The organism is Photorhabdus khanii NC19 (assembly GCF_000517265.1).
Classification (GTDB): domain Bacteria; phylum Pseudomonadota; class Gammaproteobacteria; order Enterobacterales; family Enterobacteriaceae; genus Photorhabdus; species Photorhabdus khanii.
Map to the genome: position 1 here is coordinate 135,825 of NZ_AYSJ01000017.1, position 15,852 is coordinate 151,676.

The following is a 15,852-nucleotide window of genomic DNA, read 5'->3' on the forward strand; positions in this document are numbered from 1 at the left end:
GATAGATTGCGAAAATAGCTTGAAAGTAATGAGTTGTATTTATTTTAGCGTTAAATCGCATTCAAGGTATAAAATAGGTGTGAACAAGTTTAAGTTGGTGTATTTAATGTATCGCGATTTTGTATAAAAATACAATACACTTATGCTGTAAATAATTCAGTTCGTATTCATTTAAATCATTTTTTTACGGATTTTGTTATTAAAATTTTTCATTGACGATTATTTAACTGGCTTGTGAAGAAGTTTATTCACCGGTTGAAAACGTTATTAAACTCGGTTGATTTTTAATTGTCTGATTAACCTGTTCAATATTCTTATTTATCTTATTTTACCGGGTCGGGTATATAAGTATTAATAAAACCAATTATTTTTATCATCTTTTACCGCAAGATTTATGATGAACAGGTTTTAAACCGTTATTAAAATCCATTTTTTAACCTCTGGTTTTAACCGTTGTTCTAAAAATCATTTTTACTAACATAGTTCACAATATCTGATGTTTTTCATTGCTCCCCCAGTCATAAAAAGATAAATTCTCTTTCAGCCAAATATGCAAACATCTTTGGAAAAACTATTCTCATAAAACATAATTTCGAGGGTAATACTATGTATGATTGGTCAGGAAGTGTCCCAGCTAATGCTGCAAGCGGTCAACCCACAGGACTTATTCTCAAACAAGGAGATATAATCTCTGTTATTGCCAAAGGTTGGGTAAAGTTCGGCTATGGAGACAATCAATGGGCCGCACCTCAGGGTTCTATACCTACTCATCAGCTAAATTCACTCGACGCGCTCAGTGCTAAAATCGGCGATAAAATCTACGACATAGGCAATGGAGTACTTCATAAAACTATTCCCGTAGATGGAGAATTAATACTTTTATTCAATGACGCACCAGGTTATTACGGTGACAATTCAGGTAAATTTCTTGTCGATGTCATAATAGAGTCTCGATATTCCCCTCTGGAGGAAAGAAAATAAAAATCGAGTGAATACGTATTACCAATGAAAGTAATAAACATTCTCATTAATATAATGCCAGGTGAAAAATCATATTATTTCACTTGGCAAATGGCATCCCACAATTCCCTTTACTTATTTCGGCACCTCCGGCCACTCAACATGGGGATGTTTATTTTGGTCACCAACGAAATGGATAATGATGTGCTTGATATGGAAGCATTACTTTCCACTTACAAAGCCCAACAAAAGGTTGAGTGGGGCTTCCGGTTCCTGAAAAGCCCGGAGTTCCTGACATCCACCCTATATCTGAAAAAACCAGCAGACTCAGTCTCCCACAGCACGTTGGGTGTTTTTAACTTTCGAAGGGATTAACACCTTTGAATTTCAAGAACACCGGATGGTGACGGGAATGCAGCCATACCACAATGCATTGTTGAAATATTGGGCCAATTATATGAGTCTTTTTATTCCTGAATGGGGTGCGGAAATAATAGCAACATATTTATTGATATTAATGTATTTAACTTATCTTGATTCAATAATATCTTATCTTCATCAGGGTGAGATCTCACATTTTTAATAAGGTTATTTTAGTTAAATAAAAATCAGAATATGACTTTTTATAGGCATTTCTCTCATTAAAACGTTAAGATCTCTCTCTTCCATAAAAAAGCGATCCTAATAATGAGTATTTTTAATTTTATCAGCAAGATAGAAGACCCTCGTTCTGACATCAATAAAAAACATGAATTAATGGATGTGATTTTTTTAGCCTTCTCCGCTGTATTATGCGGCGCTTCTGGCTGGAAATCGATTCAGGAATTTGGTGAGTTACAGAGCAAGTGGCTTAAACAATACACGCATTTTACTCACGGTATTCCTCGTCGTCACTGTATTGCTAATATTATCAAAATGATAGAGCAAGATGCACTGGTTGAAGCCTTTTATGCCTGGATCAACCAGCGTCGGGTCAGGGCAGGAAAAAGTCTTATCGCCATTGATGGAAAAACCCTGAGAGGAACCTGTAAGGGGACATTATTTGAAGCCCTGCATGTGGTCAGTGCTTATGATGTTGAATCCGGTGTAGCCCTATACCATCAGGCAGCCGAAAGCAAAGGTCAGGAAGGTCCGGTTGCCAGACAATTGATTGAATTACTGGCGCTTGATGGCGCGANTGNCNNTANGGAGCTTGCATTGCCAGAAGAACCCTTGCGTTAATTACTCAGCGCGGCGGTGATTTTATTGTGGGTCTCAAAGGCAATCAAAAGACCCCTATGAATGGGTCAAATCGTATTTTGCTTCGCATTATGAGAGTGATGAGCTTGTTGAATTTACGCAGAAAAATAGCGGTCATGGACGGACAGAATTTCGGCATGTCATGCAAATTCGTGCCGTATTGCCGGAGGTCCTTCGGCGGCAATGGCCTTCAATACAAAGTGTTATTGAAGTCGTCAGTGAACGAAGCGTAAAAGGCCAGCCTCCCCATCGTGATTCACGCTGGTATGTCAGCTCGCTACCGTTGGAGGCGGAAATCGTGGCTAAGGCAATAAGAAGGCACTGGTCGGTAGAAAACGAGCTGCATTGGGTATTAGATGTCACTTTTCGAGAAGATGCTATCTCACTCAAAGAGCCTGATGGGGCTGCACAAATGGCGCTTTTTAACCGAATTGCATTAAGCGTGATTAAACAGAATACCAGTATAAAAGACAGTCAGGCGGCTAAACGTCGAAGAGCCATTTGGTCAGAGGAATTCCGTAGTCAACTTATCTTTGATTAAATTAAATACAAAGTGGAATCCCGCCCTGTATCTTCATTGGGGTAATGAGTGTTAATAAGTGTGAAAAATAGGTTAATATAATCGTTTATATATTTTTAGGTGGCGGATTCGACTAATAAGTGCAATTTTTCAGAAAGGCGGTCAGTTGCTATAGTAGGCACCTTTCCCGCCACAGGAAAATGCACTATGGCCTATACACAACTGACCGAGACAGAAAGATATCAGATTTCCAGTTTAAAAAAAGCGGGTTTTTCACAGCGTTTCATTGCTGAGTCACTTAAGCGAAGCCCGTCGACCATCAGCAGAGAATTGAAGAGAAATCAAGAAGTCCAGACATACTGCCCTGAACAGGCTCATTTGAAGGTATTGGCTCGTCGTCATTTTGCTAAGAAAGCCGTGAAAATAACGCCGGAAGTAAAAAAATGGATAAAACGGTTAATTTGGAAAGACTTAAGTCCTGAACAGGTGGCTGATTATTTAAAGCAACATAAAGGGATATCTTTGCATCATGAGACAATTTATAGACTGATTTATAAAGATAAAATAGAGGGGGGTGATTTATGGCAACATCTGCGAATTGCCAGAAAACCCTATCGTAAACGTTATGGTAGCTATGAAAGAAGAGGCAAAATTAAAAATCGGGTCAGTATTGATGAACGCCCGGAAATTGTTGATAAAAAAGAACGTATTGGCGACTGGGAAGGAGATACGATAATAGGGAAAGGAAAAAAAAGTGTCTTATTAACATTGGTTGACCGCAAGACGCTGTATACAATTATCGTAAACTGATAGCANGCNNGCTTCAGAAGTCGCGAAAGCGGCAGTGAAAGTATTATTTCCGTTAAAACAAAAGGTTAAGACCATCACGTTCGATAACGGTCTGGAGTTCGCAGATCATGAAATCATCAGTGAAAAATTAGAAACCCAAATTTACTTTGCTCACCCTTATTCGCCTTGGGAAAGAGGGATCAATGAGAATATCAATGGGTTAATCAGACAATACTTTCCAAAGGGAACCGATTTTAATGAAATCTCTGATCAGGAAATAAATTTTGTGGTAAACCGATTAAATAATCGCCCCCGGAAAACACGGGGTGGGAAAACACCGAATGAATTATTTAAGGGAATACGAACATGTTTACTTCCAGATTAACGATGTTGCACTTATTATGTGAATCTACCGGTATTTTTTAATTAATAAATGTTAAATGAATCGATTATTTATACTACGCGATATTAAATATATACGAATATCATATAAATCACATTTTTTATTGTTATAAAATAATCAACAATGAAGTTATTTAAATTTACAATTGTTTTGCTGCGGTATGTGATATAATGGAATTTATATTTTATCATGATCTGATTATTACAAGGCAATATGTAATCAAGTTATTTTTAATTTTTTATTCCCTATTTTTTGGTATTTACGTTATCGGCATTTTTTACTATTGAAAAATAATGTGTTATAAATTATTTTAATCTGATGTTATATTTTTGAATAATTTTATTATAAATGTTAATAAGTCTAATTTCGATTGAAATATACGTTCCTTATTAGATCTCAGGAGCTTTTTTTAGGCGGTTATTTGGTTAACTTATTGATAGTATTTAATTAATTTTCATATTTTTTTGTGAGCACTTAATGTTTTTTCGAAATTATTTTAATTTGGTATTAATGGGAAATGGATAACATATAACATTGATTTGGCACTTATGCATAATTAATGTAGTTGATGGTTCCATTTAAAATTATGGGATTCAGCGTTAGACAATAAAAATTGCATAAAATGAATCGAATTTATCTAAAAACAGGGGCGAAAATGGGATGTCTTATTCTGACTTATAAGATGAATTATTTATTCCTTTATCAGGGAAATTAGCGTCGAAGAATTGCTGATTATAGGGTTATTAGCCGGGCTATGGCATACCGATCTGATTGTTTTGAATTAATGTCAGAAGTATCGGCTTCTATTTCTTGGGGGCAAAAACATGGGTGATGACTGTCAGAAATGACAGTTTTCAAAAATCTAACAGATTCGTTGAGGTATATGATAGATGAAAGATAACATTGCTAAAGTGGGAAATGTTCTTAAATCTGAATTCCTTTCTCAGATGTCAGAAAACATAATCGACTCAAATTATGCGTCACCACAGACTCAAAATACAAAAAATATCCTCCAGACCCTCACATCCAGTGAATTATTCTGGTATGAGCGTCTTACTGATTTGCAACCATTCCAATTACCTTTCGAAACCGCAGGAGAACAAGCGGAACCCAGATGGGCAATGAGTCTTTGGCAGTCTCTGTTGCCAAAAAATGGGGAAGAGGACTCATTGCGGACACTGTTACAAGCATTCGCTATCTATCTTGCTCGCTTAACTCAGCAGACTGAATTTCAAATCGGTTGGTGCGTGGATGAGGTAAAAGGTCAATCAGCAGATCTGGCGCCGGTGGTGCCCATGACCATTGAGGTGGCGTTTGATAAGCCGTGGGGGGCGATAGCTGACTGGGTTGATGACGAGCTTACCCTGTTGGCGCGGCACCGGACATTTAGTCGTGATCTCCTCGCCCGTGTTCCTTCATTGCGGGCTATCCCGGCGTTGGCAACCCGCCGGCCGTGGCAGATAGCTGTCTCTGTGATACAGGATGACAGAGACAGCGATCAGGAGGCACCTGGCGAATTGCTGACCCTCCAGGTGAATGCGCAAGGCGGTTTTCGCTGGGTATACGATGTAAACCGTCTGAGCCGGGAAGTGGTTCAGCGAATGGGTGAGCACTTACAGGTGTTGATATCATCGAAAAGGGTGGGTGATGAAATTCCTGTTTGGCAACTGAATTTACTGCCGGAGGCTGAACGGACATTGTTGCTGGAAACTTGGAACGCCACGGAAACCCCGTATCCTGACCCGTTATGTATTCATCAGTTGTTTGAACAACAGGCAGAGCAAACCCCGCAGGCGACGGCGCTGGTGTATCAAGAACAACCCCTCAGTTATGCGGAGCTGAATGCTCATGCCAACCGGTTAGCTCATCAACTGATTATGTTAGGTGTAACACCAGACCAACGGGTAGCGATTTGCGTGGCACGTTCCCCGACGATGGTGGTGGGATTATTGGCGGTACTGAAAGCAGGTGGCGCTTATGTGCCGCTGGACCCAACCTATCCGGGGGAACGTCTGGCGTATATTCTGAATGATACTGCCCCGGCAGTGGTATTGGCTGATGCGATTGGCCGGGCGGCGCTGGGTGAAAAGGCGCTGGCGGAATTGACGGTACTTGATCCAAATATTTTGCCGGATCAGCCGGACAGTAATCCGCAGGTCCCGGCGTTGACACCTCAGCATCTGGCTTACGTCATCTACACCTCTGGCTCAACCGGGCAACCGAAAGGCGTGATGGTAGAGCATCAGGCGATGTATCAGCGTCATCTGGGTTTTAATGATCTCTTTGCTGTCACGGCGCAAGACCGGGTGTTGCAATTTGCCTCTTTCGCTTTTGATGTTTCAATAGAAGAATTATTCTCGTCATTATGCAACGGTGCCACGCTGGTGATGCGGGATGATAGCTGGCTGGCTTCGGTGCCGGAATTTATTGCCTTAGCCCGGCAAAGCCGTATCACGGTGATGTCTCTGCCTGCGTTGTTCTGGTCAGAACTGATTGCCAGAGGCCATGAATTATCGCTGCCGGATTGCCTCAGGCTCGTCATCATTGGCGGTGAGGCGGTTAAAAAGAGCGCTATTCAGGATTGGTTTAGGCAGGAAGGCCACCGGCCCCAACTCTTGAACGCTTATGGTCCGACGGAAAATACCGTGACGGCGACTTGTAAAGAAATATTATCCCAGGCAGATGATAATTCTATCGGCCGGCCGGTTAAGAATACCTGCGTCTACCTGCTGGACAGATATGGTCAACCCGTCCCATTAGGCTGCATTGGTGAAATGTATATTGGCGGCGTTGGGGTGGCTCGGGGTTATCTTAACCGGCCGGAATTGAGCGCGGAACGTTTTATACCGGATCCCTTTAGTCCGGTAGCGGGTGCGCGGATGTATCGCTCCGGGGATTTGGCCCGTTACCTGCCGAACGGTGATCTGGAATTTCTGGGCCGTAACGACGAGCAGGTTAAAATCCGTGGCTTCCGGATTGAACCGGGGGAGATTGAAACCCGCTTGATGGAACACCCGGCAGTGCAAGAGGCAGTGGTGCTGGCGCTGGATGGCGGGCAGGAAAAACGTCTGGTCGCCTATGTGGCTGCGCAAGCACATGAGGGATTGGCTGTCAGTTTGCGTGAACATTTGAGTGCCGTTTTGCCTGACTATATGGTCCCGGCAGCTTTTGTGCGTCTGGAGTCCTTCCCGCAGACCCCGAGTGGTAAGTTGGATCGCCGGGCATTACCGGCACCGGGGGAGGATGATTTTGCCCGTCAGATTTACGAAGCACCACAAGGGGAGGCAGAGATCACCCTTGCCGCCCTTTGGCGTGAGTTATTGGGCATTGAGCAGATAAGCCGGCATGATAGCTTCTTTGCGTTGGGTGGCCATTCACTGCTTGGCGTGCAGATGATTGAACGTCTGCGTCACCAGGGGTTGACACTGGCAGCACGTGATCTGTTCCAATCGCCGGTGCTGGCAAAACTGGCTCAAACGTTGGGGCAGCACCAGGCCATGATGATACCTGCTAATGTCATTACGCCAGCGACGACGACACTCACGCCGGAGATGTTGCCGCTGATTGATCTGACTCAGACTGATATTGATCATATTGTCGGGCAGGTGCCGGGCGGGATGGAAAATATTCAGGATATTTATGGGTTGTCGCCATTGCAGGACGGTATCTTGTTCCATCATTTGTTGACAAAGGAAGGCGATCCATACTTATTGCTCTATCCGGTGGCCTTTGCTAACCGTGATCTGCTGGACCGCTATCTGGACGCGGTGCAACAGGCGGTTGATCGCCATGACATCCTGCGCACTTCTTTTCTCTGGGAAGGATTGTCAGAGCCGGCGCAGGTGGTCTGGTGCCGGGCGCAGTTGTCAGTAACTGAACTGACGCTGGACCCGGCTGACGGCCCGGTCATTGACCAGTTAACCCAGCGTTTTGACCCAAGTCAGCACCGTTTTGACCTGAGTCAGGCCCCGCTATTGCGTTTTGTTGTCGCCCAGGAAACCGATGGCCGCTGGTTCTTATTGGAGTTGCTGCATCACTTGATCGGCGACCACGAAACAATGGAAGTGATGAACCGTGAAGTGCAGGCGCATTTTTCCGGACAGGGGGATCGTCTGCCTGACCCGGTTCCATTCCGCAATCTGGTAGCGGAGGCCCGGCTGGGGGTGAGTCAGGAAGCGCATACCCGTTTCTTTACCGACATGTTGGCGGAGGTGGATGAGCCGACGTTACCGTTTGGGTTGGCGGATGTGCATCTTGATGGATCTCAGGAGGTGGGTTCCCATCGGATGTTGACGGCTGAGTTGAATGACCGTCTGCGCAGTCTGGCCCGGCGATTGGGTGTCAGTCTGGCAGCGTTGTGTCATCTGGCCTGGGCGCAGGTATTGTCGCGTACCAGCGGGCAGGAGAAAGTGGTGTTCGGTACCGTGCTGTTTGGGCGTATGGCGGTGGGGGAAGGGGCTGACAGTGGTATGGGGCTGTTTATCAATACCCTGCCGTTGCGGTTGGATATCGATGATACCCCGGTACGGGACAGTGTGCGGGCGGTGCATCTGCAACTGGCCGGATTGCTGGAACATGAACATGCTTCACTGGCGCTGGCCCAGCAGTGCAGCGGGGTTGCCAGTGGTGTGCCTCTCTTTAGTGCCTTGTTGAACTACCGGCATAATTATCAGCCGGATCCACTGGATGAAACGATGGCCGGGATTGAATTCTTGGGTGAATATGAGCAGACTAACTATCCGTTTGCGTTGTCGGTGGAGGATTTTGGTGAATCCCTGGGACTGACTGCTAATGTGGTGCAACCATTCGATCCGGAAAGGATATGCAGTTATGTGCAGCAGGCGCTGGAGAGTTTGGTGGAGACACTTGAGCAGGCCCCAGAGACACCGGTACGGGCTCTGAACATCCTGCCGGAAACGGAACGTACGCTGTTACTGGAAACCTGGAACACCACGGAACCTTTCTATCCTGACGTGTTGTGTATTCATCAATTGTTTGAACAACAGGCAGAGCAAACCCCGCAGGCGACAGCACTGGTGTATCAAGAGCAGACGCTCAGTTATGCTGAATTAAATGTTTGTGCCAACCGTCTGGCCCATCAACTGATTGCACTGGGTGTTACACCTGACCAGCCGGTGGCAATTTGCGTGGCACGTTCTCCGGCGATGGTGGTGGCATTGTTAGCCGTGCTGAAAGCCGGTGGTGCCTATGTGCCGTTGGATTCAACCTACCCGGGGGAACGTCTGGTATATATCCTGAATGATACGGCGCCGTCAGTGGTGTTGGCTGATGCGACCGGCTGGGCGGCGTTGGGTGAAGCCGCGCTGGCTGGGTTGACGGTACTTGACCCGAATATTCTGCCAGACCAGCCGGACAGCAACCCGTGGGTCCCTGCGTTGACGCCTCAGCATCTGGCGTATGTGATTTACACCTCCGGTTCAACCGGGCAGCCGAAAGGGGTGATGGTAGAGCATCAGGCGATTTATCAACGGTATCTGGGCTTTAATGAGACCTATGCCGTCACGGCGCAAGACCGGGTGTTGCAATTTGCCGCTTTTGCGTTTGATGTTTCAGTGGAAGATTTTTTCTCGTCATTATGTAATGGCGCTACGTTGGTTCTTCGCGATGACAGTTGGCTGGCTTCGATGCCGGAATTTATTGCCTTAACTCGGCAATATCGTATTACGATTATTTCTCTGCCGACTTTATTCTGGTCTGAACTGGCGGCCAGAGATACGGGGTTACCGTTGCCGGATTGCCTCCGGCTCATCATCATTGGCGGTGAGGCGGTCAAAAAAAGCGCTATTCAGGACTGGTTTTCCCATGAAACCCACCGGCCCCGGCTATTGAATGGTTATGGCCCGACGGAAAATACCGTGACGGTGACTTATAAGGAAGTGTTATCCCCAGAGGATGACCGTTCTATCGGCCGGCCAGCTAAAAATTCCTGCATTTACCTATTGGACCAATATAACCAACCGGTACCCTTAGGCTGTGTTGGCGAAATGTATATTGGCGGTGTGGGTGTGGCGCGGGGTTATCTCAATCGCCCTGACTTGACCGCTGAGCGTTTCCTTATGGATCCGTTTAACGATAAACCGGATGCACGCATGTACCGGACCGGGGATTTGGCCCGTTACCTGCCGGACGGTGACTTGGAATTCCTGGGCCGCAACGACCAACAGGTTAAAATCCGCGGTTTTCGTGTTGAGCTGGGGGAAATTGAAACCCGGTTGGTGGAGTACCCAGAGGTGCAAGAGGCGGCAGTGCTGGCGCTGGATGACGGGCAGAATAAACGGCTGGTGGCCTATGTGGCAGCGGAGGAGAAGGAGGGATTGGCAGCCCATTTGCGCGAGCACTTAAGTGCAATGTTACCTGACTATATGGTACCGGCGGTCTTTGTGCGTCTGGAGTCCTTCCCGCAGACCCCGAATGGTAAGTTGGATCGCCGGGCATTACCGGCACCGGGGGAGGATGATTTTGCCCGTCAGGTTTACGAGGCTCCGCAAGGGGAGGTTGAGATCGCTCTGGCGGCTATCTGGTGTGAGTTACTGGGCATTGAGCAGATAAGCCGGCATGACAGCTTCTTTGCGTTGGGCGGCCATTCACTGCTCGCTGTGCGGATGATTGAACGCCTGCGTCGCCAGGGGTTGACATTAGTGGCGCGTGATCTGTTTCAGTCGCCGGTGCTGTCAGAATTGGCCCAAATGTTGGGGCGGCATCAGGCCATAAGGGTACCGCCTAATATCATTACGCCAGCGACGACGAAACTGACTCCAGCGATGTTGCCGCTGATTGATCTGACTCAGTCTGAGATTGATCGCATTGTTGGGCAGGTGCCGGGCGGGATGGCGAATATTCAGGATATCTATGCGCTGTCGCCGTTACAGGACGGTATTCTGTTCCACCATCTGTTGGAAAAGGAAGGCGACCCGTACTTGCTGCTCTATCCGGTGGTCTTTGCTAACCGCGCTCTGCTGGACCGTTATCTGGCGGCGGTGCAGCAGGCGATTGATCGCCATGATATCTTGCGTACTGCTTTCATCTGGGAAGGATTATCAGCGCCGGCTCAGGTGGTTTGGCGTCAGGCGACCTTGCCGGTAACTGAACTGACATTAGACCCGGCTGACGGCCCGGTCATTGACCAGTTAACCCGGCGTTTTGATCCAGGTCACCATCGTCTCGACCTGAGTCAGGCTCCGCTCCTGCGTTTTGTTATCGCCCAGGAAACTGATGGTCGCTGGTTTTTACTGGAATTACAGCATCACTTGATTGGCGACCATGAAACGATGGAAGTGATGAACCGTGAGGTTCAGGCCTGTTTCTCCGGGCAGGAGGACCCTCTGCCTGACCCGGTGCCGTTCCGCAATCTGGTGGCAGAGGCTCGGTTGGGAGTGAGTCAGGCAGAGCATACCCGCTTCTTTACCGACATGTTGGCGCAGGTGGATGAGCCAACATTGCCGTTCGGGCTGACAGAGGTATATCGTGATGGATCTCAGATGACGGAAGCCCATCGGATGTTGACTACTGGGTTAAATGACCGCCTGCGTAGTCAGGCCCGGCGTTTGGGCATCAGTTTGGCGGCGTTGTGTCATCTGGCTTGGGCGCAGGTGTTGTCGCATACCAGCGGGCAGGAGAAAGTGGTGTTCGGTACCGTCCTGTTTGGGCGGATGCAGGCAGGTGAAGGTGCCGATAATGGTATGGGATTGTTTATCAATACCCTGCCGTTACGCCTGGATATCGATGATACCTCGGTACGGGACAGTGTACAGGCAGCTCATCGCCGGCTGGCCGGATTATTGGGGCATGAGCATGCTTCACTGGCGCTGGCCCAGCGGTGCAGTGGGGTTGCCAGTGGCACATCACTCTTTAGTACCTTGTTCAACTATCGACATAATTATCAGCCGGTGACTCCGGATGAAACGATGGACGGGATTGAATTCCTGGACACACAGGAGCGGACTAACTACCCATTAGGACTGTCGATGGAGGACGATGGCTCCACTTTGGGGCTGACTGCTCTGGTGGTGCAACCGTTTGATCCGGATCGGATATGCGGTTATATGCAGCAGGCGTTGGAAAGTTTGATCGAGGCGCTTGAACAAGCGCCGGAAACGCCGGTACGGTCACTGAACATCCTACCGGAAACGGAACGCACGTTGTTGCTGGAAACCTGGAACGCCACAGAAACCGCGTATCCTGACGCGTTATGCATTCATCAGTTGTTTGAGCAACAGGTGGAGAAAACCCCGCAGGCGACGGCACTGGTGTATCAGGAGCAGATCCTCAGTTATGCTGAATTAAATGCCCGCGCCAACCGCCTGGCCCATCAACTGATTGCGCTGGGTGTCATACCGGACCAGCGAGTGGCGATTTGCGTGGCCCGCTCCCCGGCGATAGTAGTGGCGTTGCTGGCGGTGTTGAAAGCCGGTGGTGCCTATGTGCCGCTGGACCCAACCTATCCGGAAGAGCGTCTGGCGTATATCCTGAATGATACGGCCCCGGCAGTGGTATTGGCTGATGAAGCCGGACGGGTAGCGCTGGGAGAAGAAGCGCTGGCTGGTCTGACGGTACTTGATCCAAATACCTTGCCTGACCAGCCGGACAGCAACCCGCAGGTTCCTGCGTTGACGCCACAGCATCTGATTTATGTCATCTATACCTCTGGTTCTACTGGGCAGCCGAAAGGGGTGATGGTGGAACATCAGTCGGTGTATCAACGTCATCTGGGTTTTAATGATCTCTATGCGGTCACGGTGCAAGACCGGGTGCTGCAATTCGCCTCTTTTGCTTTTGATGTTTCAGTGGAAGAACTTTTCTCGTCATTATGCAATGGTGCCACGCTGGTGATGCGTGATGATAGCTGGCTGGCCTCTGCACAGGAGTTTATTGCTTTAGCTTGGCAAAACCATATTACGGTGATATCTCTGCCTGCGTTATTTTGGTCCGAACTGATTGCCAGAGACAATCCATCACCGCTGCCGGATTGCATTCGGCTCATCATCATTGGTGGTGAGGAGGTTAAAAAGAGCGCTATTCAGGACTGGTTTACGCGAGAAACCCATCGACCCCGGTTATTGAACGCTTATGGCCCGACGGAAAATACCGTGACTGCGACCTGTAAGACGGTGTTATCACCTGTGGATGATAGCTCTATTGGCCGGCCGGTTAAAAATACCTGCGTCTACCTGTTGGACAGAGACGGTCACCCGGTGCCATTAGGCTGCATTGGCGAAATGTATATTGGTGGCGTCGGTGTAGCGCGCGGTTATCTTAACCAACCGGAATTGAGCGCAGAACGTTTTATACCGGATCCTTTTAGTCCGGTATCTGGTGCGCGGATGTATCGCACTGGGGATTTGGCCCGCTATCTGCCGGACGGTAATCTGGAATTCCTCGGCCGTAATGATCATCAGGTGAAAATCCGCGGCTTCCGTATTGAACTAGGGGAGATTGAAACCCGGCTGGTGGAACACCCGGCGGTACAAGAGGCGGCAGTACTGGTGCGGGAAGATGGGCAGGACAAGCATCTGGTCGCTTATGTTGTGGCGGAAAAGGCAAAAAAGAGTGATGGGTTGGCAGCCCGTTTGCGTGAACACTTGAGTGCAATTTTACCTGACTATATGGTGCCGTCGGCTTTTGTGCGTTTGGATGCCTTTCCGTTGACGCCAAACGGCAAACTGGACCGTCAGGCATTACCCGCACCGGACGAAGAGGCGTTTGTCCGTCAGGCTTACGCAGCGCCACAAGGAGAAACAGAAACTGTATTGGCGGCGATTTGGTGTGAATTGCTGGGGGTTGAGCAGGTCAGCCGGCATGACAACTTCTTCGCGCTGGGGGGCCATTCACTGCTCGCCATGCGAATGACCAATCTTGCCGTAGGCCGGGGTTTGATTTGACATTGAATGCCTTGTTCCATTTCCGGTGCTGGCCGAATTGGCGGCGAAAATANACCTCCAGAATNNGCNGNNTCAGCCGCAATGTGCTGCCATATCAGTGCGACCTGCCGGAACAGGTCTGCCACTGTTCTTTGTTCCCAGTGGCATGGGGGATTACTCCTATGTCTTCGGGCTGGCTCAACATATCCGGTCAGGTTATCCGATTTATGCGCTGCCCTGGCCGTCCATCAGTGAAGAACCGATGTCGACGGTGGAAGAGCAGGCGGTCAGAATGATCAGCTTGATGAAAGCGGTTCAACCGACAGGCCCGTACCGGATAAGTGGTTACTCTTCCGGCGGTATATTGGCTTATGCTGTTGCCCGGCAGCTTTTGCATGCCGGTGAGACGGTGAACTTCCTGGGGCTGATTGATACGCCGGCTCCTCATTATTTCGGGGAGCAATCCGCACAACCTAAACATCTGTTCCTGGCTGAGTTGGCACGACAGTCAGGGGAGGAGTGCACAGAAGAGGTTGCGGAGTTGTACCGGCGAATTGATGAGTTGAATTTGGTGCAGTTTATTGCAGCGGCACAGGAATTGGCGCTATACCCTGCCAGTCTGCGGCCTGATTTAATCGCAAAACGTTGGGAGCAGATAGAGCGTTATACGCAAATAGTCAGAGAGTATGAACCGCAAGCATTAGCGTTAACGCTGCATCAGTTTTATGCGAGAGAGCCTTCTCCTTCTGTGTCTTTTGTCACGGATGAAAAGCCAGAGTCGTTAGATATAGAACCGTCATTAGGCTGGGCGCAGGTCATGCCTGACTCTTCACTTCAGTTGATGGCTATTTCAGGTAATCATTTCAGTTTGTNGGAGGATAAGGAGCATAGAATGGTTCAGCTCAGCCTCTGAATAAGGCCAGGCAACCATTGTGAGGGGGGGAGGTTGTAATACGGAGATATTAACCATTATAGAATAATTTAAAGTTGGTATCATAAGCCGGTATACATTGTTTATACCGGATTGTTTCTCTATTAAAGTAGAAAAAGAAACGCGATAATTTCCACGGGAGTTATTTTTTTTGGATTTTTCTATTAGGGCTATTTTATATTGTGTGATCTGAATCTGGTTCTACTGTTGGTTTTATTTTTTGTTAATTGCCTTGGTCTCAAAATTATATATTTAGTTGCAGAGTTATTGTTGCAAAGCTTTCTTGTCATAAATAACCGTGAGAAGATAATCGACAAAGCCATCACGGAAATGTCTTTTTGGTGGTAATATAGGCTGATTTAATTATCTTTCATTTCATGATCTCGTTTTGAGTCATATTGGGTTTATTGTAAATAACTCGAGATAATTAAAAGGCTACCTAATTGGGAGTAATGGCCGTTATTGTGAATAAAGGGTTAATATGGACAGTGTGCAGAAACCGGCATGTACATATAATACGTGAGAACGACTCGATTCGTCTGTCCTTGGCATAGAACTACAGTACGTTCGAAAGCTATTTTTTGTCTGAATGTTGCCCAGGTTCGTTCTTTATTATAAAGAATGGAAAATAAAATAGCCCTATGGAATAGGCAATAAGCGTGAAAAATTGATGTAGAAAAGTCTAAATGTATATTTTGGCAGGTATATGAAAATTGAATAATATTAAACTCTGTCCCAGCTTGTATTACGTGTTGGTAAATATCGCTAGATGTCCTAAAAATCGCATTAAAGAACGATTTGATTGGAATACGTTCGGTTGCAATCAATATTTGATCGCGTTAATTGTTATGCTGCTAACGTTATTTTATTATTATAAAATAATATATTATTAAATTAATTGTAATTTGTAATTTTTTCATAGAAATAAGAATGTGGTATTTTATTTGCACAATGAGTTGGCTTATTTGTTCCGCTGTCAGGTAAGTTAGCATCAAAGGGTTGCTAATTGGCGGTTATTAATCAGGTGATGTCACAGCATCTGTGTGTCTTGAATTAATGTCAGATATGTCCGTTTTTATTTCTTGGGGGCAAGAAGTAAGAAAGAAATATTGGTGATGGTTGTCAGGAATGA

At 47.1% G+C, this 15,852-nt stretch carries 1 protein-coding gene and 4 pseudogenes; all 5 read left to right on the forward strand.

Features of this window, described 5'->3' with window-relative positions; translation table 11 throughout:
• The first annotated feature begins 606 nt into the window (after window positions 1-606).
• A complete protein-coding gene (locus tag PTE_RS21600; protein ID WP_036850572.1) occupies window positions 607-981 on the forward strand; it encodes a LecA/PA-IL family lectin in 375 nt (124 codons plus the stop codon).
• Between the two features lie 135 nt (window positions 982-1,116).
• A pseudogene (locus PTE_RS21605) lies at window positions 1,117-1,437 on the forward strand (IS1634 family transposase); the annotation flags it as partial.
• A 210-nt stretch (window positions 1,438-1,647) separates the two neighbouring features.
• Window positions 1,648-2,740 (forward strand): annotated as a pseudogene (locus tag PTE_RS21610) (ISAs1 family transposase).
• A 186-nt stretch (window positions 2,741-2,926) separates the two neighbouring features.
• A pseudogene (locus PTE_RS24140) lies at window positions 2,927-3,893 on the forward strand (IS30 family transposase).
• A 1,673-nt stretch (window positions 3,894-5,566) separates the two neighbouring features.
• Window positions 5,567-14,702 (forward strand): annotated as a pseudogene (locus PTE_RS21625) (non-ribosomal peptide synthetase); the annotation flags it as partial.
• Window positions 14,703-15,852 lie beyond the last annotated feature (1,150 nt).